The 24661-nt window shown below is 75.1% G+C and carries 23 protein-coding genes and 4 pseudogenes; 12 read left to right on the top strand and 15 right to left on the bottom strand.

Features of this window, described 5'->3' with window-relative positions; all coding sequences use genetic code 11:
• Window positions 1–117: 117 nt before the first annotated feature.
• The 4 genes from LGQ04_RS13195 (at window position 118) to LGQ04_RS13180 (ending at window position 2784) form a co-directional block, all read left to right on the top strand.
• Window positions 118–696: a Dps family protein gene (locus LGQ04_RS13195; RefSeq protein ID WP_229244380.1), complete on the top strand. Its 579-nt coding sequence runs from the start codon at window positions 118–120 to the stop codon at window positions 694–696.
• 282 nt (window positions 697–978) lie between these two features.
• The gene (locus LGQ04_RS13190) at window positions 979–1563 is read left to right on the top strand and encodes a recombinase family protein (protein ID WP_443654132.1); all 585 of its coding nucleotides are present in this window, start codon (window positions 979–981) and stop codon (window positions 1561–1563) included.
• Window positions 1564–1773: 210 nt separating this feature from the next.
• On the top strand, window positions 1774–2196 hold the full coding sequence (locus LGQ04_RS13185; protein ID WP_229244379.1) for a hypothetical protein: 423 nt from the start codon (window positions 1774–1776) through the stop codon (window positions 2194–2196).
• Between the two features lie 258 nt (window positions 2197–2454).
• The gene (locus LGQ04_RS13180) at window positions 2455–2784 is read left to right on the top strand and encodes a hypothetical protein (protein WP_229244378.1); all 330 of its coding nucleotides are present in this window, start codon (window positions 2455–2457) and stop codon (window positions 2782–2784) included.
• Between the two features lie 213 nt (window positions 2785–2997).
• Here the strand turns inward: LGQ04_RS13180 and LGQ04_RS13175 are convergent.
• The 5 genes and pseudogenes from LGQ04_RS13175 to LGQ04_RS13155 all read right to left on the bottom strand — a co-directional run.
• A pseudogene (locus LGQ04_RS13175) lies at window positions 2998–3384 on the bottom strand (DDE-type integrase/transposase/recombinase); the annotation flags it as partial.
• Between the two features lie 99 nt (window positions 3385–3483).
• Window positions 3484–4212, bottom strand: coding sequence for a transposase (locus LGQ04_RS13170; protein WP_229244377.1), 729 nt, complete (start codon window positions 4210–4212; stop codon window positions 3484–3486).
• A 39-nt stretch (window positions 4213–4251) separates the two neighbouring features.
• Entirely contained in the window at window positions 4252–4578 is a 327-nt protein-coding gene (locus tag LGQ04_RS13165; RefSeq protein ID WP_229244376.1) for an IS110 family transposase, read from the bottom strand.
• Window positions 4579–4791: 213 nt separating this feature from the next.
• Window positions 4792–5082: pseudogene (locus LGQ04_RS13160) on the bottom strand (transposase); the annotation flags it as partial.
• A 57-nt stretch (window positions 5083–5139) separates the two neighbouring features.
• Window positions 5140–5442, bottom strand: a pseudogene (locus tag LGQ04_RS13155) (DUF4158 domain-containing protein); the annotation flags it as partial.
• A gap of 172 nt (window positions 5443–5614) precedes the next feature.
• Between LGQ04_RS13155 and LGQ04_RS13150 the strand changes: the two are divergent.
• The gene (locus LGQ04_RS13150) at window positions 5615–6100 is read left to right on the top strand and encodes a VOC family protein (RefSeq protein WP_229244374.1); all 486 of its coding nucleotides are present in this window, start codon (window positions 5615–5617) and stop codon (window positions 6098–6100) included.
• Window positions 6101–6178: 78 nt separating this feature from the next.
• On the opposite strand, the pseudogene LGQ04_RS13145 reads toward LGQ04_RS13150, so the two are convergent.
• Window positions 6179–6598 (bottom strand): annotated as a pseudogene (locus tag LGQ04_RS13145) (tyrosine-type recombinase/integrase); the annotation flags it as partial.
• A 148-nt stretch (window positions 6599–6746) separates the two neighbouring features.
• Here LGQ04_RS13145 and LGQ04_RS13140 point away from each other — a divergent pair.
• Entirely contained in the window at window positions 6747–7403 is a 657-nt protein-coding gene (locus LGQ04_RS13140) for an IMPACT family protein (protein ID WP_229244373.1), read from the top strand.
• A 36-nt stretch (window positions 7404–7439) separates the two neighbouring features.
• Here LGQ04_RS13140 and LGQ04_RS13135 read toward each other — a convergent pair whose 3' ends face one another.
• The 3 genes from LGQ04_RS13135 to LGQ04_RS13125 form a co-directional block, all read right to left on the bottom strand.
• Window positions 7440–8873: a UTP--glucose-1-phosphate uridylyltransferase gene (locus tag LGQ04_RS13135; RefSeq protein ID WP_229244369.1), complete on the bottom strand. Its 1434-nt coding sequence runs from the start codon at window positions 8871–8873 to the stop codon at window positions 7440–7442.
• A gap of 84 nt (window positions 8874–8957) precedes the next feature.
• Window positions 8958–9578: an L-threonylcarbamoyladenylate synthase gene (locus tag LGQ04_RS13130; RefSeq protein WP_229244367.1), complete on the bottom strand. Its 621-nt coding sequence runs from the start codon at window positions 9576–9578 to the stop codon at window positions 8958–8960.
• A 52-nt stretch (window positions 9579–9630) separates the two neighbouring features.
• On the bottom strand, window positions 9631–10623 hold the full coding sequence (locus tag LGQ04_RS13125; protein ID WP_229244366.1) for a threonine ammonia-lyase: 993 nt from the start codon (window positions 10621–10623) through the stop codon (window positions 9631–9633).
• Window positions 10624–10709: 86 nt separating this feature from the next.
• Between LGQ04_RS13125 and LGQ04_RS13120 the strand changes: the two genes are divergently transcribed.
• Entirely contained in the window at window positions 10710–11615 is a 906-nt protein-coding gene (locus LGQ04_RS13120) for a LysR family transcriptional regulator (protein WP_229244364.1), read from the top strand.
• Here the strand turns inward: LGQ04_RS13120 and LGQ04_RS13115 are convergent.
• Window positions 11605–12513, bottom strand: a complete 909-nt coding sequence (locus tag LGQ04_RS13115) for a UbiA family prenyltransferase (RefSeq protein ID WP_229244363.1) — start codon at window positions 12511–12513, stop codon at window positions 11605–11607. The genes LGQ04_RS13120 and LGQ04_RS13115 overlap by 11 nt on opposite strands.
• Window positions 12514–12622: 109 nt before the next feature.
• Here LGQ04_RS13115 and LGQ04_RS13110 point away from each other — a divergent pair, with 109 nt between their 5' ends.
• The 5 genes from LGQ04_RS13110 to LGQ04_RS13090 are packed head-to-tail and all read left to right on the top strand — an operon-like array spanning window position 12623 to window position 16118.
• Window positions 12623–13765 (top strand): type III polyketide synthase, encoded by a 1143-nt coding sequence (locus tag LGQ04_RS13110; RefSeq protein WP_229244361.1) that lies wholly within the window; start codon window positions 12623–12625, stop codon window positions 13763–13765.
• On the top strand, window positions 13762–14292 hold the full coding sequence (locus LGQ04_RS13105; RefSeq protein WP_229244360.1) for an isoprenylcysteine carboxyl methyltransferase family protein: 531 nt from the start codon (window positions 13762–13764) through the stop codon (window positions 14290–14292). The genes LGQ04_RS13110 and LGQ04_RS13105 overlap by 4 nt, the downstream gene beginning before the upstream one ends.
• Window positions 14289–15407: an NAD(P)/FAD-dependent oxidoreductase gene (locus LGQ04_RS13100; protein ID WP_229244358.1), complete on the top strand. Its 1119-nt coding sequence runs from the start codon at window positions 14289–14291 to the stop codon at window positions 15405–15407. The genes LGQ04_RS13105 and LGQ04_RS13100 overlap by 4 nt, the downstream gene beginning before the upstream one ends.
• A gap of 50 nt (window positions 15408–15457) precedes the next feature.
• Complete coding sequence (locus tag LGQ04_RS13095; RefSeq protein ID WP_229244356.1) at window positions 15458–15703, top strand: DUF6480 family protein; 246 nt, start codon at window positions 15458–15460, stop codon at window positions 15701–15703.
• Window positions 15704–15749: 46 nt separating this feature from the next.
• Complete coding sequence (locus LGQ04_RS13090) at window positions 15750–16118, top strand: ACT domain-containing protein (protein ID WP_229244354.1); 369 nt, start codon at window positions 15750–15752, stop codon at window positions 16116–16118.
• Between the two features lie 7 nt (window positions 16119–16125).
• Here the strand turns inward: LGQ04_RS13090 and LGQ04_RS13085 are convergent, their stop codons facing one another.
• Genes LGQ04_RS13085 through LGQ04_RS13065 form a run of 5 tightly spaced genes read right to left on the bottom strand, consistent with a single transcriptional unit; the run spans window position 16126 to window position 24481 of the window.
• Window positions 16126–16797 carry a GNAT family N-acetyltransferase gene (locus LGQ04_RS13085; RefSeq protein ID WP_229244352.1) on the bottom strand — a complete coding sequence of 224 codons (672 nt, stop codon included), beginning with the start codon at window positions 16795–16797 and terminating at the stop codon, window positions 16126–16128.
• Window positions 16794–19013, bottom strand: coding sequence for a penicillin acylase family protein (locus LGQ04_RS13080; RefSeq protein ID WP_229244350.1), 2220 nt, complete (start codon window positions 19011–19013; stop codon window positions 16794–16796). The genes LGQ04_RS13085 and LGQ04_RS13080 overlap by 4 nt, the downstream gene beginning before the upstream one ends.
• A gap of 46 nt (window positions 19014–19059) precedes the next feature.
• Window positions 19060–21522, bottom strand: a complete 2463-nt coding sequence (locus LGQ04_RS13075) for a GNAT family N-acetyltransferase (protein ID WP_229244349.1) — start codon at window positions 21520–21522, stop codon at window positions 19060–19062.
• A complete protein-coding gene (locus tag LGQ04_RS13070) occupies window positions 21519–22955 on the bottom strand; it encodes a lysine N(6)-hydroxylase/L-ornithine N(5)-oxygenase family protein (RefSeq protein ID WP_229244348.1) in 1437 nt (478 codons plus the stop codon). The genes LGQ04_RS13075 and LGQ04_RS13070 overlap by 4 nt, the downstream gene beginning before the upstream one ends.
• A complete protein-coding gene (locus LGQ04_RS13065; protein ID WP_229244346.1) occupies window positions 22952–24481 on the bottom strand; it encodes a pyridoxal phosphate-dependent decarboxylase family protein in 1530 nt (509 codons plus the stop codon). The genes LGQ04_RS13070 and LGQ04_RS13065 overlap by 4 nt, the downstream gene beginning before the upstream one ends.
• Window positions 24482–24661 lie beyond the last annotated feature (180 nt).

Here is a 24661-nt window from a genome sequence, read left to right as displayed (position 1 = left end):
GGGACCGGGCCGCTCGACCTGCGAGGCCAGGGCGGCCCGGCCAGGATGGGTGACGACGGAGCCGTCGGCCCGTCCGCCGCCGCAGCGGCGTGCGCAACCGACCCGAGGAGGCGCCCCATGGCCGCATCGAAGTCCCTGCCCAAGTACACCGTCCCGTCCCTCACCCCCGAGGAGGGCGCGAAGGTCGCGGCGATCCTCCAGGAGCGCCTGCACGCCCTCAACGACCTCCAGCTCACGCTCAAGCACATCCACTGGAACGTCGTGGGCCCCCACTTCATCGCCGTGCACGAGATGATCGACCCGCAGGTCGACGCCGTCCGGGCGATGGTCGACGCGATCGCCGAGCGCATCGCGACCCTCGGCGTGTCCCCGGTCGGTACCCCCGGCGCGCTCGTCACGGCCCGCACGTGGGACGACTACGGCCTCGGGCGCGCGACGACGATCGCGCACCTCGGCGCCCTCGACGAGGTGTACGTCGGCGTCATCACCGACCACCGCGAGGCCGCCGCCGCCACCGAGGAGCTCGACGACGTCACCAACGACCTCCTCATCGGCCACCTGCACGACCTCGAGCTCTTCCACTGGTTCGTCCGGGCCCACCTGGAGTCCACCGGCGGCGACCTGTCCACCGCCGGTGCGGACAGCGAGGCGTCCGCCGCCGCGGACGCCGAGAAGGGCGCCGTCGGGCAGCCCTGACCACACCCTCGCTCCCCCGACGACGAAGCCCTCCCCGAGCGGGAGGGCTTCGTCGTTCCCGTCGCAGGCTCGCCTCGCACGGCCCGTCGCTCGTCTGCGCCGGACCTGGGGTCTCGGTAGTAGCGGAACAGGATTGAGCGCCAAGGCTGGTGTCAGGTTGGGGTAGACCCGTACGCCACGCGTCATGGCGGCCGCTTGACGTGTCAGGATAGGGTCAGGATTGGTGTTGCCTGACGCGTGTCCGGCAGGGTCTATGAGTTCTTCTGGACGTTGGGGGATGGTGTGCGAGTCGGGTACGTGCGGGTGAGCACGGTGGAGCAGAGCACGGCGCGCCAGCTTGAGGGGGTCGAGGTCGAGCGTGTCTTCGAGGACCGGGCCTCCGGCCGGGACGCGAGCCGGCCCCGGCTGGTCGAGCTGCTGGCGTTCGTGCGCGAGGGCGACGAGGTGCTGGTGCACTCGATGGACCGCCTGGCGCGGAACCTGGACGACCTGCGCCGACTCGTGCGGCAGCTGACGGACAGGGGCGTGGCGGTCACGTTCGTCTCCGAGCGGCTGACGTTCACCGGGCAGGACACCCCGATGGCGACGCTGCTGCTGAGCGTGATGGGCGCGTTCGCGGAGTTCGAGCGCGCGCTGATCCGTGAACGTCAGGCCGAGGGCATCGCCGCGGCGAAAGCCCGCGGCGCCTACCACGGCCGTCGACCGGCGCTGACGCCCGAGCGGGCGAGCGAGCTCGTCGCCCGCGCCCGCGCCGGGGAACCCAAGACCGTCCTCGCGACCGAGTACGGCATCAGCCGCGAGACCGTCTACACCTACCTGCGCGCCGCGACCACGGGAGCCGTCGGTCCTGCGCAGCCCGGAGGCTAGATCTCCTCGGGCGGCAGGCCCGCGACCGCGCGGGACCAGTCTTCACCCAGGACGGCCTCGGCAGTCGGTGCCGGTGTCGTGTCTGAGGCGCCCGATATGGTGCCGGCGTCGCAGCTCACAGGGGGCGGCGAGCTCAGAGGCAAGGGAGCGAGCATGAGCACGAAGAGCAAGAAGATCCGCGCAGTGTGAGCGGTTGGGGCCGTCCTCGCCATGGTCGCCGTGGGGGCACCGGCCGCGGCCGCCAACACCGGCGAAGGTGTCGACGATGGCACCCAGGAGGTGACGTTCTCGGTGATCGGTGACGTCCCCGAGGGAGTCTCGTTCCCGGTCGCCGAACTCGCCGAGGTCGGGGTGTCCGGCGCGGAGATCGAGATGATCCAGAACGGGCAGGTGCCGGGCGGCGTCGTGCCACTGCCCGGGCGCGAGCTCCAGGCAGCAGGCGCCAACAACCCGTACCAGCTGATGTCGCGCTGGAACGACAACAAGGGCAAGCCGGTCGCGATGCGCTGGGGAAGCTCGACTTGGGGCTGGCTCAAGGTCACGAACAAGCACAACCTGACGACGGCCGTGGCCAAGACGACGACCCAGCACCCGAAGGAGCGGATCGTCGAGAGCGCCAGCTCCTACGTCTAACGGACGCCGGTGCACAACGTGAAGTGCAATGTGTTCGGGTTCTGCAGCGTCGCTGCGACCAGGACTGTGCGGGTCGTGGTGAACCCGGTCAAGCTCAACGACGGGGCGCCCAAGGGTGTCATCACGGCCTACTGTGAGGGCATCACCTGGTGTGAGAGCTGGGTCAAGAACGCGATCAACGTGTAGCCACCCTCCGGTGGTGGCCGGGTCTGCCCGGCCGCCACCGGGGGTCTCGTTCAGGATTGGTGGGAGGTACCCGTGACGGTCGAAGCCGACGAACTCGTCGAGATGGTCCGTGACGTGTTCACGACGATGCCCTCCGGCCAGGAGGTCCGCTTCCTCGACGCGCGGGCCGTGGATGACGACCTTCAGATCACCGTCGCCGGGCGCCCAGGCGACAACGCCGGCCCCTACGGGATCAAGATCGAACTTCCCCAGGACGAGGACTATGCAGCAGCGTCCGACCACGCGGCATCCACCCGCCGCGAGTGGTGCGAGTACGTACTCACGATCACCGTCGAGGCATACCTCACCAGGTCCTTCGCCGCATCGGACCCGAGCACGCCGATCACCTGGCTCCTGCCCTGAGCAACGCCGCGGCGGCCAGGGGGACGAGGGCTCAGATGTCGTCGACAACCGTCCGGGCGTCGGGCTGGCGTAGTGGTCGCAGGCCTTCGCGGACGGTGGGGGTGAAGGCGTAGCGGCCGAGCACGTTGATGTGGGTGTCGCCGAGCGGGGACAGGCGGGCGACGTCGGCCGGGCGCCGGCATCGCTGTGATGGATGAGCCCGCTCAGGTCCGCGACCCCGGCCCGGCCCCGGGTCCAGGCAGCCATCTCCAGGGTGGCGGTGACCAGTGCCGCGCGCATGTTCGTGTCGGCCTTCCAGCCGATGATCGTCCGCGAGAACACGTCGATGACGAACGCGACGTAGCAGAACCCCGCCCAGGTCCGCACGTAGGTGAAGTCCGCGACCCACAGCTGGTTCGGCGCCGTCGCGGTGAACGCGCGGTTGACCAGGTCCTGGGCCCTGCACCCGTCTTTGCCGGGGATCGTCGTGCGCTTCGCGCGGCCGCGGACCGCTCCGTGCAGGTCAGCGGCCCGCATGAGGCGTTCGACGCGGCAGCGCCCGACCGGGTGGCCGAGGCGGTGCAGGTGCTTCCACATCTTCCGCGCCCCGTAGACGCCGTAGTTCGCCGCGTGCTCGGCGGCGGTGGTCGTCGATGAACGCCACTACCTGCCGGACGGGCGGTCGAGCTCCGCGATGCTCCTATGTCAATTGCCCTCTCCTCACGCCGCCGCGGGCAGGGCGGTGAGCGCGTGATTATCGTCGCGTGGTCCGCACTCTGGGGCTGCTGCGCGTCCTGCATCGAGTCGTGTCTCATCGGCGCGCATGGCGATGATTACCCGGTCGGAGATGCGCCTGCGCAGTAGCCGCAGGGCCTCGGTGCGGGTCTTGCCGGCCGCGATGAGCTTGGCGTAGTAGACGGACCCCTCGGCACCGATCCGGACCTGGGTGACGGCGGCCATGTGTAACGCGGTGTTGATGGTGCGGTTGCCGCCGCGCGAGAGTCTGACGCGGACCTTGTTGCCCGACCAGACCGGGATCGGGGCGGTGCCGTTGAAGCGGGCGAAGGAGTCCTTGGACTTGAAGCGTCGGGCTCCGGCGGTCTCGCCGACGATCATCGCCGCGCCGAGCACGCCCATCCCGGGCACCTCGAGCAGGCTGGGGTGGCTCACTGCGACGAGGCGGGCCAGGCGCTTCTCGATGTCGTTGATCCGGCGGGTCAGCGATCGGATGTCGTCGAGCAGGTCGCGGGCGATCTCGGCCACGGCGCCGGGACGCCCGTCGAGGTGGTCGATCAGCTCGTCCAACAGCTGGTAGCGGCGCAGCGCGCGGGAAGGAACGCGCAGGTCAGGGTCGAGCTCGTGCAGGAACCAGCGCACCTTGGACTGCATCGCGGTGCGGCGCGCGACGAGGGTTCGGCGGTGGTCCGAGAGCAGCTTGACCTCCCGCATGGGGCCGGGGAACTTGGCGGTCGGAAGGTCGTCCTCCCGCTACGCCACCCGCGCCACGGCCTCGGCATCGATGGGATCGGACTTGCCCGGTTCACGGCCCGAGCGACGCATGCCCGCCATCAACCGGGTGTGGACCCGCACGACCCGGTGGTCGGCGTTGATCAGGTCCGCCTCGAGGCGGCGAGTGAGGTGACGACAGTCCTCGACGGCCACCTGCACGGACTCGAACTGCTCCAGCCAGGACAGAATCTGCCGGTGACCGGCTGCGCGGGCTTCGACGGTCAGGACCGCCAGCCGCTTGCCGACATCGTCGACCGCCACGAGCGTGTGCCAGTTCTTGTGGGCGTCGATCCCGACGACCGTCATCTAGGGCCTCCCGAGCTCCATCGCGTCTACCAGGGCGGCGGCGATGATCGAGGGCGGGCACGCCTCAGTCGGGCAGGATGAGCGAGCAGGCTCCTATCAGGCCACGCCCGCGACCACCGACGCCGGTCCGGCGGAGCGGCACATCGCGGAAAGGCCACACGGGCAGCGAAGAAACGAGCCAGCCCCGCCGGACCACCCTCAGTCTGGTACTGACGCGAAGAAAGCCGAAGCACTGCGCAGGATCGCGTTCGACCGCCGCAGCTCGCGGTTCTCGCGCTCAAGCTCGGCCAGCCGTTGCGCGTCAGAGGTGGTCGTCCCCGGCCTGTCACCGGCGTCGACCTCGGCCTGCGTGACCCAGTTGCGCAGCGTCTCGGGGTTGATCCCGAGTTGCTCACCGACCCGCGCCAATGCGCCCTTGCGGGTCGCCGGGTCACGCCGCAGGTCGACCGCCAAACGGATCGCCCGCTCCCGGAGCTCGTCCGGGTACTTCCTCGGTGCTTCCATGACTCTCATCCTCCGTGCATTGAGAGCCTCCATGGAAGCCGGGGCGGTTCAGTTCGACGTAGCGACCCGCTCCGCGTACCGCTTGACGACCGACGGGTCCGCGATCCCCAGCTGCGCCGCGAGGTAGTCCACCACGCCCCACGGAACATCCAGAGGGTCGGCCAGAAACGACCCCAGAAACCGCACCGTCCCCAGCTGTACCGCGAATCCCAACCGGTTGTGCTCACCACGACGGTCCGCGATCAGACACCGGTCCGAGTCGTCCAGGTAGAAGAACCGCTCCAGATCAGCACCCGACGGCTCACCCCCGAACCGCCCGAACCCGGGCGCCTGCCCACCACTGAGGTACTCCACCGGCACGTCCTACACCCTGCCCACCAGCGCGGGGACCAGCCCTAACGCTCAATCCTGTTCCGTTACTACCGAGACTCCGACCCGTCCCTCGCGGCTGCGGTGGGTCGATGTTCTCGGGTGAGTGCGATGTGTTGGAAGCGCTTGGCACACTATTAATTCTCGTGACTAGACTTCGGCGATGGCCGACCCCACGCCGCCCCGTGTCCGGCAGCTCCGCCTGGTCGTCGAGGCCGACGACTACGACGCCGCCCTCGCCTTCTACCGGGACGTCCTCGGGCTGCCCGAGCGCATCGCCTACGCCGACGGTGAGGACGACCGGGTGGCGATCCTCGACGTCGGTCGGGCCACGCTCGAGATCGCCAACCCCGCGCACAAGCGCGCGATCGACGACGTCGAGGTCGGCCGGCAGGTCGCACCGCACCTGCGCGTCGCGTTCGAGGTCGACGACGCGGCAGCCGCCACCGCGCGCCTCGTCGACGCCGGAGCGAGCCTCGTCGCTCCCCCGACGCGCACGCCCTGGGGCTCGCTCAACTCACGGTTCGACGCCCCCGCCGGGCTCCACGTGACCCTGTTCGAGGAGCTCGGCGGCGAGGAGGGCGTCCCGCCCGGCGTCCGCGCCGAGTCCGGGCCCGATGATCGACCCTCCGGGCCCGGCGGGGCCTGACGCCTCCACCCAGGCCCGCCGCACCTGCTCGAAGCGCGTGGGCAGCGGCGAGCGCACCGCGCCGTAGCGGGCGTTCGTCCGGTGCACGAACCGTCGCCACGACAGCACGAGACCCTGCTTGGTGATCGGCAGACCGCTCGAGACCGTGACCCCGTTGTCGTGCGTGTGGTGCACGGTGAGCAGCAGCGCCCGGGGCACCGAGCCCTCCAGGGGTGCGGCGAGCTCCTCCCGCACCTCCATCCACCGTCGGAGCACCACGACGACGCTCGCGCTCAGCACGTGCTCGCGCACCACCCGGTGCTTGCCGTGCGCGAGCACGACCCTCCCCTCCCCCGCCCGCGCGGTGCGCGGGCCGAGGTCGATCGCGTCCGCCGTGCAGCGCAGGAGGTCCGAGTAGCGCGCTCCCGTCGCGCGGGTGAGACCGGCGACGACGGCGAGCCGCACGGTCTCGGGCTTCGCGGCCTGGGTCAGCGCCTCCGTCGCGAGGAGCCGCCACACCCACTCCGCCTCCGTCAGGGTCACCGTCGGGCGGGGGTACCGGGCGGTGGCGGTCGTCGTGGGCCGGGGTGCGTCCTGGGTCACGCGACGACCCTACGGCGCTTGGCACACTTTTCCTGTCCCGACACGCAGGCCGTACGCTCGGGACGTGCCGACGCCCGGAAGACCGCTCCCCGCGACCATCGCCCGCGTCGTCGAGCACGAGCTCGCCGTCAAGCGGTCCCGGTTCCTCACCCGCCTCGTCCCGGTGCCCGACGTCGCCGCGGCCGACGCGGCCGTCGCCGCCGTGCGCAAGGAGCACTGGGACGCCCGGCACCACTGCGTGGCCCTCATCGTCGGGACCCACGCGGACCAGCAGCGCTCGTCCGACGACGGCGAGCCGTCGGGGACGGCGGGCGTTCCCATGCTCGAGGTGCTGCGCCAGCGCGACGTGACCGACGTCGTCGCCGTGGTCACCCGCTGGTTCGGCGGGGTCCTGCTCGGTGCCGGCGGACTCGTGCGCGCCTACTCCACCTCCGTGAGCGAGGCCCTCGACACCGCACCCCTCGTGCGGCGCGCCGTCCGGACCGAGGTCACCCTGGACGCGCCGCACGCCGAGGCCGGGCGCCTGCACGGCGTGCTCCAGTCCTGGGCGGACGCCCACGACGCCGTCCTCGCCGGGGTCGGGTACGCGGACACCGCACGCTTCACCCTCCTCGTCGCGCCCACCGACCTCGACCGGTTCGACGCCGACGTCGCCGCGGCCACCGCAGGGTCGCTCACGGCCGAGCGCGGCGCGGACCGCGTCGTCGACCTCGACCGCTGACCCGCGCCGCGACACCCCGGGAGGCCCGGGACGCGGTCAGCTGCTCGCGCCGTCGGGCCCGACGACCGCGCCGTCGTCGACCCGCGCAGCCCCGCCCGGGTCGGGCAGCACCGCGTCGCCCGTCACCGTCACCCCCGACCCGAAGGACCAGTCGCCGCGCACCGTGAGGGACCGGGCCCCGACGAGCGACGGCGTGCCGCCGTCGAAGCGCGCGTCGAACCCGGCGACGGTCTTGTAGTGCGCCGGGTCGAGGTCGACCAGCGGCGCGTCCGTGCGCGCGACGAAGCGCGCGGCGTCGTCCAGGTCGTACACGTCCGAGCGCAGCACCAGCAGGTCGTTCGTGGTCTTCACGGGCAGGAACCGGTCACGGCCCACCTCGATCGCCACCGCGCCGTCGAACACCTCGACCGCGGCACCCATGGCCGACTCGATCTGCACCACCTCGGGGGACGACGGGTCCGTGGGGTCGACCGTCTTCGTGTTCCGGATGAGCGGCAGCTCGAGCACGCCCCCGGTCCGGTCGAGCTCGGCGGCCAGCGCCTCGAGGTCGAACCACAGGTTGTTGGTGTTGAAGTACCGGTGGCGGGAGATGTCGGAGGCGGCGTCGAGGTCCGCCTCCGGCGTCTGGGCCGTCTCGCGCAGCACGAGGCGGCCGTCGGAGCGACGCACGACGAGGTGTCCGCCCTTGCGGTCCGCCGGCGTGCGCCGGGCGACCTCGGCGGCGAACGGGGCGCCGGAGGCGGCTAACCAGCCAGCCATGGCGGCGTCGGGCGCGGCACCGAGGTTGTCGGAGTTGGAGACGCTGGCGTACCGGAACCCGGCGTCCAGCAGGGCGCGGACGACGCCCGAGGCGTGCAGCGCCGTGTACAGGTCGCCGTGACCGGGCGGGCACCACTCGAGCTCGGGGTCGGCGGGCCAGTCGACCGGCGTGAGGTCGTCGGCACGCAGCTTGGGCTCACGGTTCTGCAGGAAGTCGAGGGGGAGCCCGTCGACGCGCAGGTCCTCGTAGGGCGCGAGCGCCGCGAGCGTGTCCGTCCGGGTCCGGAAGCTGTTCATGAGCAGCAGCGGCAGGCGCGCCCCGGTGGCGTGCCGGGCGGCGCGAACCTGGGCCACGATGACGTCGAGGAACGTCAGGGGCGCGGTACGGCCGCTGTCGGGGTCGGCGTCGCGCACGGTGAGGAGCGACTTCGCGCGGTCCATGCCCATGGAGGTGCCGAGACCGCCGTTGAGCTTGATGATCGCGGTCCGTTCGAGGGCGGCGCGGGCGTCGGCGGCGGGGACGTCGAGCGCGTCGCGGTGGGCGACGTCGGTGAGGGGCGCGACGTCCGCCTCGGGGACGAGGCCCGTCTCGCCGGACTCGAGGAGCCGGTAGAAGCGGGTGAAGACGTCGACGGCGGCGGGGGCGACCCCGGCCGCGCGCATGCGGTCGATCGAGAGGGCGAGGCCGGTGCCGGGCGTCGGGCTGCTCATGAGCCGATGCTAGGGGCGAGCGGGCTCCCGCGGCTCGGCCGGGCCGGTGAGACGCGGGTCACACGCCGCGTGACGGCCGGGGGATCACGCGAAGCGCGACGGGTCCCCCGCTCCCTCGCGCACGACCTCCGGCACGCCGTCGGACGCGTCGACGACGGTGGTCGGGGCGCTGCCGCGCTCCCCGCCGTCCACCACGGCGTCGACGACGTGGTCGAGCTCCTCCTTGATCTGCCACCCGTCGGTCATCGCCTCCGTGGCGCCCGGGAGGATGAGGGAGCTCGACAGGAGGGGCTCGCCGAGTTCCGCGACGATCGCCTGCGCGACCCGGTCCGCGGGGATGCGCACGCCCACCGTCCTCTTCTTCGGGTGCGCGAGGCGGCGCGGCACCTCGGACGTCGCACGCAGGACGAACGTGTACGGGCCGGGGGTCGCGGCCTTGATCGCCCGGAAGACCGCGTTGTCCACCATGACGAAGTGGCCGAGCTGGGCGAAGTCCGCGCACACGAGGGTGAAGTGGTGCTTGTCGTCCAGCCGGCGGATCCGGCGGATGCGCTCGGTGCCGTCGCGCGCGTCCATGCGGCACCCGAGCGCGTAGCCCGAGTCGGTCGGGTAGGCGACGAGGCCGCCCTCGCGCAGCAGGTCGACGACCTGCGCGACGGCGCGCGGCTGCGGGTTGTCGGGGTGCACGTCCAGGTACCGGGCCATCATCCGAGCCTAGGCGCCGCTGCGGTCCCCCGCCGTGCGGGTGGACCGGCGGTCAGGTGGGGACCGTCGCGAGGACGCGGTGCAGCTCGGCGGGGCTCGCGTTGCCGCCGGTGCACGCGACGGCGACGCGGCGGCCGGCGAACCGACCGGGGTCGGCGAGGACCGCGGCGAGGGCGGCGGCGCCGGCGCCCTCGGCGACGGTCCGCGCGCCGGTGAGCAGGAGCGCGGACGCCCGGTCGAGGGCGTCGTCGTCGACGAGGACGAAGTCGTCCAGGTGCTCGCGCATGACGGCCTGGGTGAGCGCGAAGCCGCACCCGGTCGCCAGTCCCTCGGCGCGGCTGGTGTTCCGGGCGGTCCGCAGCTCGCCGGTACGCCAGGACTCGTACGCCGCGGGCGACGCGGACGACTGCACCGCGACCACCTCGACGTCGGGCGCGAGCGCGCGGGCGACGAGGCACGCGGCCGCCGCCCCGCTGCCCCCGCCGACGGGCACGACGAGGGCGTCGAGGTCCGGTGCCTGCTCGAGGAGCTCGAGGTACGCCGTCGCGACGCCCGCGACGAGGAGCGGCTCGTTCGCGGCGCTCACGAGGCGGGCGCCGGAGGAGTCTGCGAGGGCCTCGGCGTGCGCGCGGGCGTCGTCGAACGTGGTGCCGGCGAGGACGAGGTCGGCGCCCAGGGCGCGGACGGCGCGGGCCTTGGCGGGGTTGGGGTCGGTGGGCATGACGACGGTGCAGGGGGTGCCGGTGGTGCGGGCGGCGTGGGCGACGGCCTGGGCGTGGTTGCCGGTCGAGAAGGCGACGACGCCGCGGGCACGGTCGGCGGGCGTGGCCCGCAGGAGGAGGTTGAGCGCGCCGCGGACCTTGAACGCGCCGGTGGGCTGGAGGTTCTCGTGCTTGACGACGAGCCGGGCGCCGGTGGTGGCGTCGAGGGGCTCGTAGGTGCGCACGGGCGTGGGGTCGAGGTGCGGGGCGATCAGGCGCCGGGCGTCGAGGACGTCCCGGAGGGTCGGGGGCGCGAGGGGGTCGGGGGGCGTCGTGGCGGTCATCCCTCCACGGTGGCGCGTGCCCACGCATCGGTCCAATGCCAGTTCCCGGCCGACCGATAGGTCTCGTCGATGCGTAGGCTCGGAGCATGGACCTGACGAGGTTGCGCGTGCTCGCCGCCGTGGCGCGGGAGGGATCGGTGACGGGGGCGGCGCGGGTGCTGCACTACGCGCAGCCGTCGGTGAGCCACCACCTGGCGCGCCTGGAGGCGGACGTGGGGGTGCCGCTGACGGAGCGGGCGGGGCGGGGCGTGCGTCTGACGGAGGCGGGCCGGCTGCTGGCGGCGCGGGCGGAGGAGATCCTGGGGCGCGTGGGCGCGGCGCGTGCGGAGGTGGAGGCGCTGGCCGGGCTCGCGGCGGGCCGGGTGCGGCTCGCCGCGTTCCCGTCGGCGCTCGCGACGCTCGTGCCCGACGTCGTCGCGCGGCTCGGTGCGGAGCACCCCGGTCTGGCGGTGGGCCTCGTGGAGGCCGAGCCGCCGGAGGCGCTCGGTGCCCTGCGCCGCGGGGAGGTCGACGTGGCGCTGGTGTTCGAGCACGACCGCTCCCCCGCGGACCTGGACGGGCTCGCCGCGGTCCCGGTGCTCGACGCGCCGCTGTCGGTCGTGACGCGTGCCGGGGACGACGGCGCGGTCGACCTCGCCCGGTTCGCCGACGAGCCGTGGATCGCGGGGTGCCCGCGCTGCCGCGCCGACCTGGTGGGCCGGTGCGAGCGGGCGGGCTTCACGCCGCGGATCGCGTTCGAGACGGACGACTACGTCGCCGTGCAGGCGCTGGTCGCCGCCGGGGCGGGGGTCTCCCTGCTGCCGGACCTCGCGCTGCGGGCCCACCGCGACGCCCGGGTGGCGACGTCGCCCCTGCCCGGGGCGTCGCGCCGGGTGCTGGCGGTGACGTACGGCCGCCGCCCGCCGCCCGGGGCGCGGGCGGTCGTCGCCGGGCTCGTGGCCACGGGCGGCACGCGCGAGGGGCACGACGACGCGCCGTCGGTCATGGCGTGAGGGCCACCTCGGGCGCGGCGAGGACGAGCAGGACGACGCACAGGGCGGCGACGGCCATGGACAGCGCGAACGGGGCCCGGGACGCGGGACGCGTCGCGCCGAGCACGCCGGCCGCCGCAGCGGTCACGAGCGCCGCCGCGCCGACGCTCCACGCGACGGAACCCGGGGGTCCCGCGGGCGCCGTGACGACGACGGCGACGGCCCCGCCGAGCAGCGCCGGGGCGAGGACGCTCGCACCGCGACGCCCGAGCCGGTGCGGCAGCCCGCGGACGCCGGTCGCCGCGTCGTCGTCGAGGTCGGGCAGGGTGTTGGCCACGTGCGCTCCCGTGCCGAGCAGGGCTGCGGCGAGCAGCGCCCACGGCGCCGGGACGGCGGGACCGGGCGCGGCGAGGACGACGAATACGGCGAGGAGGGCGAACGACACGGCGTAGGGCACCCAGGACCAGGGTGTCGACTTGAGGCGGGCGTTGTACGCCCACGCGCCCCCCACGGCGGCGAGGTGCACGAGCCCGGGCAGGAGCCCGGTGGCGAGGGACAGCACGGCGCACACGGCGAGAGCGGCGAGCGCGGCCGTCCGCAGCGTCGGCGCGGTGACGAGACCCGCCACGACCGGCTTGTCGGGGCGCCCGACCGCCCGGTCGCGCGCGGCGTCGAGCCAGTCGTTGGACCAGCCGACGGAGAGCTGCCCGGCGAGGACGGCTCCCGTCACGAGCGCGACCGTGCCGGCGCCGGACCCGACGCCCACGGACAGGGCGCACGCGAGGCCGGTGACGAGCGCGGCCGGGGCGGCGTGCGCGGCGACGACGAGCCCGCGCACGGTCGCGGCGGCACCCGGCCCGCCGGACCCCTCGGGCCCGGCGGAGCCCCCGGGCGCGTCGGGCGCGGACGGCGACGGCATGCGGCGAACCTAGCAGCGGGGCCGAGACAGGGCACGGGGCACGGCACGGGACGCGGCACGGGTGCCGCTCCCCCGCGCGGGCGACCGGCCCCGGTGGGACGATGCGGACATGTCGCGCGTCGTCGCGGTCGGGACCGCGCTGCCGGACCGCCGCCACACCCAGACCGAGATCTCCGACGTCATCGCCCCGCTCGTCACGACCGACCCGGTGCGGGCGGCTCTCGCGCGCCGCCTGCACGCCCACGCGGGCGTCGGGTCGCGCCACCTCGCCCTGCCGCTCGACGCGTACGGCGACCTGCGCACGTTCGGGGCGGCGAACGACGTGTTCCTGCGCGTGGCGACGGACCTCGCGGAGCAGGCGTCGCGGGAGGCGCTGGCCGGGGCGGGGCTCGCGGCGTCGGACGTGGACCACGTGCTCCTCACGTCCGTGACAGGGCTGGGCGCCCCGTCGGTCGACGTGCTGCTCGCGCAGCGCATCGGCCTGCGGGGCGACGTGCGGCGCACGCCCTCGTTCGGGTGGGGGTGCGCCGGCGGCGCCGCGGGTCTCGCCCGCGCCGACGACGTGCTGCGCGGGCGCCCGGGCGACGTCGCGCTGCTCGTCGCGGTCGAGCTGTGCTCGCTCACGCTGCAGCACGGTGACGACTCGACGGCGAACCTCGCGGCGACGGGCCTGTTCGGCGACGGCGCCGCGGCGGTCGTCGTCGTCGGCGACGAGCACCCGCTGGCGCGCCCCCGCCCCGGGTCGCCGGCCCCGGAGCACCGGCCCGCGCGCGTCGTGGACTCCCGCTCGACCCTGCACCCGGGCACGACGGGCGACCTCGGCTGGCACGTCGGGGACACGGGGTTCGAGATCGTGCTGTCGGCGCGGCTCCCGGAGCTCGTCGGGGCGCACCTGCTCGGCGACGTCAAGGCGCTGCTCACGGAGCACGACCTCGCACCGTCGCAGGTGCCGACGTGGGTGGTCCACGCGGGCGGCCCGCGCGTCCTGGACGCGGTGCGCGACGCCGTCGGGCTCGACGAGCAGGACCTGCGACACAGCCGCGCGAGCCTGCGGGAGGCGGGCAACCTGTCGTCGGCGTCGGTGCTGCACGTGCTCGCCGCGACGCTCGGGGCGTCCACGGCGCCGCCGGGGTCGCCCGCCGTGCTCGTCGCGTTCGGGCCGGGGGTGAGCACCGAGCTCGTGCTGCTGCGCCTGGAGGGGCCGCCGCGGTCCGGCCCCGTGCGTGCCCGCACGGCGGGGGCGGTGGGATGAGCCTCGCCTGGTACGTCGTGCTCGTCGGCGCGACCGCCGCGGAACGGCTCGCCGAGCTCGTGGTCTCGGCCCGCCATGCACGGTGGTCGTTCGCGCGCGGCGGCGTCGAGACGGGCCGGGGCCACTTCCCCGCGATGGTCGCCCTGCACACGGGTCTGCTCGTCGCGTGCGTCGCGGAGGCGTGGCTCGCGGACCGCCCGTTCCTGCCCTGGCTCGGGTGGCCCATGCTCGCCCTCGTCCTCGCGAGCCAGGGCCTGCGCTGGTGGTGCATCGCCACGCTCGGGGAGCGCTGGAACACCCGCGTCATCGTCGTGCCGGGTCTGCCCCTCGTGGACCGCGGGCCGTACCGGTGGCTGCGCCACCCCAACTACGTCGCGGTGGTCGTGGAGGGGTTCGCGCTCCCCCTCGTGCACACGTCGTGGGTGACCGCCCTCGTCTTCACCGTGCTCAACGCCGTCCTCCTCGTGCGGTTCCGCATCCCCGCGGAGGAGCGGGCCCTCGGGCTCGTCGCCCGCGGCGCACCGTGACCGAGCACGTCGACGTGCTCGTCGTGGGCGGCGGGCCCGTCGGGCTGGCGGCCGCCGTGCACGCGCGCGAGGCCGGGCTCCACGTGCTGGTCGTGGACCGCCGCGCCGCGGTCCTCGACGGCGCGCTCGACAAGGCGTGCGGCGAGGGCCTCCTCCCCGGTGCGCTCGACGCCGTGCGCGCGCTCGGCGTCGACCCGCCCGGCCACCCGCTCGCCGGGATCAGCTACCGCGCCGCGGACCGGCACGGCGGCGTGCGGCACGCGGACCACGCGTTCGCCGCGGGCCCCGGGCGCGGCGTGCGACGCACCGCCCTGCACGACGCCCTGCGGGCCCGCGCGCTCGCGCTCGGCGCGCAGGTGCGGCACGCGACGCTGCGCGACCTGCACCAGGACCCGTCCGGCGTCGACGCCGCCCTCTCCCCCCGCACGCACGGGGAGGCGCCCGACGACGCGGGGCTCGTCCGCGTGCGCGCGCGCCACGTCCTGGGCTGCGACGGGCTGCACTCCACCGTGCGCCGCCTCGCCGGGCTCGACGGCGCCCCCTACCGTGCGGCCGGCGACCGCTACGGCCTGCGGACGCACTACCGCACGGCGCCCTGGACGGACCTCGTCGAGGTGCACTGGTCCGCCCACGCGGAGGCGTACGTGACGCCCGTCGCGCCGGACCTCGTGGGTGTCGCGGTCCTCGCCTCCCGGGGTGGGCGGCGCAGCGGTTCGTCCGCCCCGGCAGCAGACCTCGACGCGTTCCCCGAGCTCGCGGCACGTCTCGCGGGTGCGGGCACCGTCGGCCGGGTCCTCGGCGCCGGCCCCCTGCGGCGCCGTGCCCGACGCCGTACCGCGGGCCGGGTGCGTCTCGTCGGGGACGCCTCGGGGTACGTCGACGCGCTCACCGGCGAGGGGGTCCGGGTCGGTCTCGCCCAGGCCGAGGCCGCGGTGCGGCACCTCGACGACGCCGACGCCTACGAGCGGGCGTGGGAGCGGGCCACGCGCGACTACCGGGTCCTCACGACCGGGCTCCTCGCCTGGGCGTCCGGCCCGGCGCGCGGCGCGATCGTCCCTCTCGCGGCCGCCGTCCCCCCGCTGTACGCCGCGGTCGTCGAGCGTCTCGCCCGCTGAGGGCCGAGGACCAGGGTGCGAGCGGCTCCGCGAGCTCCCACGCTGAGGGCATGACGAACCCGGACCCCGACCCCACCGGCGCCCCGCGCCGCTCCCCCGCCGCCGACTTCTCCGCGAGCGGCGACGTGCAGCCCGGCGAGACCCCGCCTGCCGAGGACCAGGTCAGTGCCCCGCAGGGCCACGAGGAGCACGGCCCGGCCCGCGCCGTGCCGTGGGTGTGGATCGCCGTCATCGGCGGTGTCGCGCTCGTCACCGCCCTGTTCTTCGTCGGCTACGCCGTCGGGCTGCTCGACTGAGACGTGTCCCCGGCCGCGCGTGGGCGCCGGGCGTTACCGTGCGCCCATGCCTGCTCCCTGCGCCCTGCGTGTGCTGCCCGACCGCTTCGTCCTCGGCCACGACCCCGGGGCGACGTTCCCCGAGGACGACGAGTGGGTCGCGCTGGTGCGCGCGCCGGAGGGCCTGACCGTGGTGCGGCACGCGTCGCCGTTCGGGGGCGACGGGGACCGGTGGGCCGGGGTGTACGGCGACCCGCACGCCCTCGACGAACCGGGCGTCCTCGCCTCCGTCCTGGTGCCCCTCGCCGACGCCCGCGTCCCGGTGTTCGTCGCCTCGACGTTCCACGCCGACCTCGTGCTCGTGCCCGAGCAGCGTCTGGGGGAGGCGACGGCCGCGCTGCGCGGTGCGGGTCACGCCGTCGACGCCCCGTCCTGACCCCGCGTCAGGTGAGCGGGGCGACCGGGAACGGGGCCGCGGCGAGCGCACCCGCGGCGCGCTCGCGGGTGAGGAACGCGAGGAGCGCGTCCTTCTCCCCGACCCGCACCGGCTCGGTCGTCTCGAAGCCCATCGCCCGCATCCGCCCGTGCGCGAGCGCGTTCGCGACGTCCGGCTCCACCACGACGCGCCGTACCCGCTCGTCCGCGAAGAGGAAGTCGACGAGCACAGCGCCGAGGACACCCCACAGGTGCGTGCCGCGCGGCCCGCGACCACCGAGGAACAGGTGCATGCCGACGTCGCCGGGCAGCACGGCGTACGCCTCGCCCACGGGGTCGTGCGCCGGCTCGTAGGTCTGCAGCAGCACCACGGGCTCCTCGTCCCACCGCACGAGGAACGCGTGGTGCGTGGCCAGCGAGCCCACGTACGCGTAGAGGTCGCGCAGCTCGGTGCGCGACAGCTCGCCGAGGCCCCAGAACCGTGCCCGTGGCTGCGTGACCCACGCGTGCAGCACGTCGAGGTCGAGGTCCGGGTCGAGCACGCGCACCGTCACCCGCCCCCCGCCGGGCAGGTCGTGGGCACGCAGGAGCTCGCCGGGTGCACCGGTGGGCAGCCACCCCGTGACGACGTCGTCCGGGGCGCCGTCGGTCGTCGAGGTGCGGGTGGGTTCGGCGGTCATCGGGTCTCCTCGAGGCGGAGGCGGGTCCAGTCGGTGACGACGGGCACCGTCGTGGCGTCGGCCCACGCGGCGTGCTGGTCGGCGAAGTGCGGCGAGCGCGGGTCGCCGCTCGCCCCGAAGGGCACGCCCCAGCGGCTGGCGTCCCGGTCGGCGAGGTCCCACACCCACCGGGCGACCGAACCGCGCACGCACGTGTCGGTGACCCCGGGCGTGCTGGCGGTGCAGCGCACGGTGTCGGTGTCACCGGAGAGCGGCACCGCGGGCACGCGCGGCGCGTCGGCGCCCGGGACGTCGAGCAGCACGTGCAGGCCGAGGACGCGGTGCGCGTCGCCCCAGGTCGGTACCCGGGCGCCCGCCCCGTCTCCTGAGCGGCCTACCGAGCCGTCGCCCGCCTGCGAGCCCGTTGTCGTGCGCGTGGTCGTGACGGTCTCCGCGAGCGCCGCCCACGCCTCGGCCCGTCCGTCGATGCCGAGCCACGCTGCTCCGAGGAGCGCGGGGAGCGCGTCGCCGACCCGGGCGACGACGGAGAGCCAGGGGGCGAAGATCTCGTCGAGGCCGTGGGGTGCGTGGAGGGGCGTGAGCGCGGGGTGCGCGGCGACGCGGCGGACGAGGGTGGCGCGCCAGGCGGCGAAGAGCGCGGCGTCGGGGCTGTCGGCGTCCATGTGCCGGTCCCAGGCGCGCAGGCGAGCTGCGGCGCGCAGGACGTCGGGGTCCGGGGGTGCCGTGGTGCCGGTGGTGCCGGTGGCGCCGGTGTCCGGGGGGTCGGTGAGCCGGGCGAGGAGCGGTTCGGCGCCGAGGAGGTGGGTGTCGCCGTGCACGCGCTGCTGGTCGAGGGGGCCGAGCGGGCCGTCGGTCGTCGCGAGCAGGGCGCGGATGCGGCGCGCACGGTGGGGCGGGGCGTAGACGTGCCCGAGCGCGATGTCGGCGCGTGCGGGTCGCTCGTTCGCGTCGACGGCGACGTCCTCGACCACGACGGGTGCGGGCAGGTCGGTCTGCGGCCGGGGGCGCGCGGCGTCCGACCACGCCGGCACGGGCAGCGCCCGCTCCGCCTCCGTGCGTCGGGGCACGCGGCCCGCGGTGAGGCTCAGGGCGGTGCGGCGGTCGGCGGCGAGGACGCGGTTGACGGGGTCGACCCAGCCGGTGAACGCGTCGGTGACGTCGTGCGCCGAGCGGGCGTGCAGCAGCCGCCGCCACGCCCCGACGCCGAGGTCGGCGTCGACGCGTGCGGGCAGCCGTACGGCGTAGGTGGGTGCGGCCCCCGGGCCTCCGGTCACGACGACGCCGCGCGCCGTCTCGAACGTCTCGACGCGCTGCTCGACGGGACCCCCGGCCGTGCGGACGCGCACGGTCGCCTCGACGACGTCCACGGGCTCGGGCCCGTCGGGACCGTCCGCCTGCACGCCGCCGTCCGCCGTGCGGGTCAGGCGCTCGGCGAGCACGTCGACGTGGTGGGCCATGGCGTTGGTGATGCCCCACGCCGCGTCCCCGGCGTGCCCGAAGTGGGGCACGCCGGGGACGCCGGGGAAGGCGAGTCCCACGACGTCGTAGGCGTCGCACGCGAGCCGGACCTGCTGGTAGACGCCGGGCAGCTCGAGGAGGCGGTGCGGGTCCCCGGCGAGCAGCGGGGCTCCGCTGCTCGTGCGCGCGCCCGCGAGCGCCCACGCGTTCGACCCGGACGTGGGCCCGCCGTCGACGGCGAGGACGTCGAGGATCGCGGTCGCGTGCTCGGGCGGGACCGCGGCGCCGAGGGTGCGGGCCACGTGGTCGCGCCACAGGAGGTGCGGGAAGCCGGAGAACAGGACGTGCGCGACGAGGAAGACGCCGAGCGGCGCCCAGGCGGGCCAGGGTTCGTGCGGGGGCAGGTCGCCGCCGCCGGGGAAGGCGGGGTCGGCGAGGGCGTGCATCTCCGGGACGTCGCGCCCGCGCACGAGGCCCTCCTCGACGCCGGCGGTGTACGCGTCGACCCACGCGCGGTCGTCGTCCGCGAGCGCCGCGTAGGCGCGCCGCGCGGTGTCGGCGAGGCGCACGCGGTGGGCGAAGCGGTCCCACGCGAGACCGGGGGCGCCGATCCGCTCGGCGAGCCGCCCCTCGGCGCGCCACCGGTCGACCTCGATCTGCCAGCCCCGGTCGAGCGCGGTGACGTAGCCCTGGCCGCGCGCGAGCGTGAGCTCGTCGGCGGCCCGCACGTGCGGCACGCCCCAGGCGTCGCGGTGCACCGTGAACCCGCCCGGCGGCGGACCGCCGGGCGCAGGACCGGGTGCCTCACGCACGGCGTGCCGCGGGGTTGGCGAGGGTGCCTGCGTAGAGCAGGGACGCGGACTGGTCGGCGAGGTCGACCATCTGCAGCGTGTTGCGCAGCTGGAGGCGGTTGAGGCACGAGTGCGCGAACCGCTGGGCGCGCAGGTCGACGCCGGTCTCCAGGTCGGGGTGGTCGGCGCGGTGGGTGTCGAGGCACTCCCCGACGAGGGCCCAGAACCGGTCCTCGGCGAGCACGCCGTCGCCGGCGAGGATCGCGGCGAGGTGGCGCAGCACGCCGTCGTACACGTCGGTGAAGATCGCGAGCGCCTTCTCGGTGTCGTCGACGACGGCGCGCACGCGTTCGACGCCGGGTGGCAGGGCGCGCTCGCCGAGCACGGCGACCTCCTCGCCGACGTCCTTCATGAACGCGCGCACCACGACGTGGTCGCGCAGCACGAGGATGAGGTTCTCCCCGTGGGGCATGAAGGCGAGGTCGTGCGCGAGGAGGGCGTGCGCGAGGGGGCGCAGGTAGGCGCGCAGGTAGGCGCGGACCCAGTCCTGCGGGTCGACGCCGGACGCGCGCACGAGGGCGGTGGCGTAGGCGGCGCCGTGGGCGTCGCGGTGCAGCAGGGACGCCATGGTGGCGAGGCGTTCGCCGGGCGTGGTGCGTGGCACGGGGCTCTCGCGCCACAGGGCGGCGAGCATCTTGCGGTGCGCCGAGGGGGTGGCGGTGTGGTGGTAGACGTCGCCCGTGTACCCGACCGAGGCGAGCTCGCGCAGGACGGTGAAGCCGCTGCCGCCGAGCTCGGGGTCGTCGGCGACGAGGTCGGCGACCCAGTCGTTGATGCGGGGGGTCGCGCGCATGTAGGCGGGCGAGAGGCCGCGCAGGAAGCCCATGTTCTGGATGGCGAGCGCGACCTTGACGTAGTGGCGCTCGGGGCGGGTGAGGTTGAACAGGGTGCGGATGGACTGCTGCGGCTGGTACTCGTCGGCGCCGAGCCCGACGGGCACGAGGTCGCCGCGCGCGACGTCGGCCGCGAACGTGATGGGGACGCGGTGCTCCCACTGCCAGGGGTGCACGGGCAGGTAGAGGTAGTCGGCGGGGTCCAGGCCGCGGGCGGCGAGGCGGTCGGCGAACGCCGCCCGCTCGTCCGCGGTGAGCTCGGTGCCGTAGTGCCCGGCCTCGTCGAGGCCGGCGCCGAGCGCGAGGTGCGTGTGCTCGCGCCGTGCGGCGAGCCAGAGCAGGCGCAGGCGCCCCCCGTTCTCGGGTGCGTAGGCGCGGTAGTCGCCGAGGCCGAAGCCGATGCGTCCGTTGTTCGCGACGAAGCCGGGGTGCCCCTCGGTCATCGCGGCCTCGACCTGCTGGAAGGTGGCGTCGAGCAGGTCGGTCGCGCTCGGACCGCCGTGCCGTTCGGCACGGTCGAGCTTCGCGGTGGCGCTGGCGAGGGTGGAGGACACCTCCTCGAGGTACGTCGCGAGGAGGTCGTCGGGGATGCGCAGGTCGGGCTGCAGCTCGACGACGAGGTCGAGCACGTCCACGGGGGCCTCGCGCCAGGGGGCCTCCGCGTCGTCGTGACCGCTCCCGGTGCGCACGAGGCGGCGGATGGAGGTCTCGTCGAGCACCCAGTGCTCGAGCGCGTACCGCCGCGCGGTGAACCGGTACTCGACGTCCCCTCCGGCGACCTCGAGGACGTGCTCGCCCGGTCCGCCGGGCACGGTCGGCTCGACGAGGGTGCGCGGGGCGAGGAGCCGCTCGTGCGTGAGCTCGGCGACGGTCTTGGCGACGAGGTGGCGGTGCGCGCGGTCGGCGAGGTCGGGGCGCAGGTGCGGCGCGGGGTCGACACCGTCGCCGAGGGGGCTGGCGTCGAGGTCGGCGCGCGTCGCGACGGCGAGGTGCGCGCGCTTGTCCGGCAGGTCCAGCTCGCGCAGGACGCGGAACCCGGCGGCGGCGTTCTTCGCCGCGATCGCGGCGTTGCGCACGTCGGGCTCGACGACGACGCGGCGCCCGCCACGGCCCTGCGGGTCGAGGCAGAACCGCACGACGGCGCCCATGACGGCCGAGGTGAGGCCGCTCACCCGGACGGGCGTCCCGGAGTCGTCGGGGGTGGGCGGCGCGACGAGCAGGTGCATGCCGACGTCGCCCGGTTCGAGCAGCGCGACGGCGTCCGGCACGTCGGCGAGGGTGACGCGCGCGGGGTCGTACGTCTCGACGAGGAACAGCGGCTCCCCGTCGACGCGGCCGAGCCAGGCGTCCTGGTGCGGGTCGGCCACCACCCCGGTCAGGTAGTCGCGCACGCCGGTGACGTCGAGGTCGCCCATCTGCCAGAACGCGGAGCGGGGGTGGGCGAGCCAGCCCTGCACGAGCGCGGCGTCGCGCGGCGGGTCGACGGGCTCGACGGTCACGTCGGCGTGGCGCGCGCCGAGCCGTACGCGCAGGGCGTACGCGCCCGTCGCCGGGCGGGCGGTGGTCAGGGTGGGGGTGCTCATCCGTGCTCCTCCCCCGCGCGCGCCGACGTCGCGGCGACCGCCGCGTCGGCCGGGCGGGTGTGCTCGTCGTCGGGCAGGCCGAACTGCTGGAACGCGATCCGTTCCTCGACCGGGTAGACCTCGCGGCCCGTGACCGTGCGCAGCACCACGGAGTTGCGCCACGCCGCGAACCCGAGGTCGGGTGCGGTGACGCCGTGCGTGTGCTCCTCGCCGTTGAGCACGTGCACGCGCCGCGCCGCGTCGACCGTGTAGTCGCGCGCCACGTCGAGGCGACCGAGCTCGTCGAACCGCAGCAGGTGACGCACCGGGTCGAGGAACGCGGGCACGGACGCGGCGTACCCCGTCGCGGCGACGATCGCGCGCGTGCGTCGCTCGACCTCGCGGCCGAGCTGCGCGTGCCGCAGCCGCAGCACGTACTCGCCCGGCGCGTCGTCCGCCCCGGGTGCGTAGCGCGCGGCCACGACCTCCGTGTCGGTGAGGAGCGTCGTCGGTACCGGGGCGTCGAGGCTCAGCCGGTACAGCGCGTCGTAGATCTCGTCGACGAGGTCGCCGCTGATGCCCTTGTAGAGGGCGCGCTGCTCGCGGCCGAGGAGCTGGCGCAGCTCGAGCGGCAGGGCGTGGAAGTGGTCCGTGTACTCGGGCGACGTCATCTCGAGCGTCAGCTTGGTGTACTCCATGGGGAAGAACCGCGGCGAGCGCGTCACCCAGTCGAGGCGGTAGCCCGCGTCCCCCGGGCCGCCGTGCACGCCTCCGTGCACCCCGTCGAGAAGGTCGCGGTACACCTCCGCGGCGGACTGCCCGCTGCCGACCACCGTGACCGACCCGCTCGCGGCGAGCGCCTCGCGGTGCGGCACGTACCGCGCGCTGTGCACGAGCGGCCCGGCACCCGGGTGCTCGCCCGCGTCGACCTCGTCCGCGAGCGCCCGCAGGGCGGGCGGGAGCACCGGGCTCGTCCCGACGCCGAGCACGAGGTGGCGGCCCCGGTGCTCCTCCGTCCCGACGACGGCGCCGTCCGGGCCGAGGACCTCGGCCCGCACGACGAACGCGTCGGCCGCGTCGTCGTGCGTCACGGCGACCACGCGCCGGCCCCACCGCAGGGACGGGAGCCGGCCGGCCACCCACCGGCAGTACGCGTCGTACTCGGCGCGCAGCGGGTAGAACGACTCGCGGATGTAGAAGGGGTAGAGCCGCCCGGTCGCCTTGAGGAAGGCGAGGAACGAGTAGGGCGACGTCGGGTCGGCCATCGTCACGAGGTCGGCGAGGAACGGGACCTGGATCGTCGCGCCCTCGATCATCATGCCGGGGTGCCACCGGAACTCCGGGGCCTGGTCGACGAACACGGCGTCGACGTCCGGCAGAGGTGCCGACAGGGCGGCGAGGCCGAGGTTGAACGGACCGATGCCGACGCCGACGACGTCGTGCACGGCGGTCATCGGGCCACCGCCGGTGCGTCGTCGGCCAGCAGCTCGTCGGTGTCGACGAGGGCCTGCGCGGTGGTGCGCACGAGGTCGAGGACGCGGCGCACGTCGTCGAGGGTGGTGTCGGGGTTGAGGAGGGTGAGCTTGAGGCAGGGCACGCCGTCGAGGACGGTCTTCGCCACGGACGCGCGACCCGACTCGAAGAGGACGCGGCGCACGAGGGGGACGAGGCGGTCCGCGTGGCCCGCGGCGAGCCCCGCGGGCTCGTACCGGAACAGCACCGTCGACAGGTCGGTGCGCCCGACCACCCTCAGGTCGGGGTCGTCGGCGAGGTCGGCGTGCACCGCCGCCGCGAGGTCGCACACCGTGTCGACCATCGTCCCGACGCCGTCCGGCCCGAGGGCGCGCAGCGTCGCCCACAGCTTGAGCGCGTCGAACCGGCGCGTGGTCTGCAGGGACTTGTCGACCTGGTTCGGCTCGGCGTTCTCCAGCGGGTTGAGGTAGTCGGCGTGGTGCGCGACCCGCGCCAGGTCGTCGGCGTCGCGCACGAGCAGGGCGCTGGCGGACACGGGCTGGAAGAACGCCTTGTGGTAGTCGACGGTGACCGACCGGGAGCGGTCGATCCCGGCGAGCAGGTGGCGGCGCGTCGGGGAGACGAGCAGCCCGCACCCGTAGGCGGCGTCGACGTGCAGCCACGCGTCGGCGGCGTCGCACGCGTCGGCGACGGCGGCGAGGGGGTCGACGCAGCCACGGTCGGTGGTCCCGGCGGTCGCGACGACGGCCATCACCACGTCGCCGGTGGCCGTGACGTCGGCGAGGCCGCCCGCGAGCGCCGCGGGGTCGAGGCGGCCGTCGGCGTCGGTCCCGACCGCGACGACCGCGTCCTCGGCGAGGCCGAGGAGGAACGCGGACCGCGCGACGCTGAAGTGGCTCGACGCGCTCGCGAGGACGCGCAGGCGGGGCAGGACGTCGGCGCGGGCCCTGCCGCGGGCGCGCTCGCGGGCGACGGCGTGCTCGCGGGCGAGGAACAGCGCCTGCAGGTTGGACTGGGTGCCGCCGGAGGTGAACACGCCGTCGCCCGACGCGTACCCGACGCGGGCGGCGGTCCAGGCCACGAGGCGGCGCTCCATGAGGGTGGCGACGGTCGACTGGTCGTAGGTGTCGACGGAGGTGTTCACCGCGGCGAGCATCGCCTCGGCGCCGACGGCGGGCAGCACGACGGGGCAGTTGAGGTGCGCGGCGTACGCGGGGTCGTGGAACCAGACGGCGTGCGTGGCGTACAGCGCGGCGGTCTCGCGCAGTGCGGCGTCCGTCCCGGCGCCGGGGCCGTCGAGGTCGACGGCGTCGACGAGCGCGGCGAGCTGGTCGCGGCTCGCGCCGGACCAGGGCTGGGTGACGGCGGCGAGGCGCGCCGCGACGTCGTCCACCACGCCGTGCAGCGTGCGGGCGTAGGTGGCGGCGCTCGCGCTCGTGAGCAGGGCCGACGGCGCGTGGCCGGCCGCGGGCGGCCGGGTCGCGACGGTGGGTCGTGCTGAGGGCATGACGAAGCTCCTCGGGGCAGGGGTGTAGGGCCGGGTCCGCACAGCGCCCGGCAAGGATCCTGAGGTATGGCTTGCCTAACCTAGCGTACGACGACGTGGCGTCAAGACCGCCTCGGGGCCGTCCCGCACGGTGGACGCCGCGGCCACCGCCCGGCACCCGTGGACGGCGCGGCGCGACGG

This window comes from Cellulosimicrobium marinum, assembly GCF_020551945.1.
Lineage (GTDB): Bacteria > Actinomycetota > Actinomycetes > Actinomycetales > Cellulomonadaceae > Cellulosimicrobium > Cellulosimicrobium marinum.
Note: the sequence above shows the minus strand (reverse complement) of the source record. Positions and strands in the feature narration are given on the sequence as shown.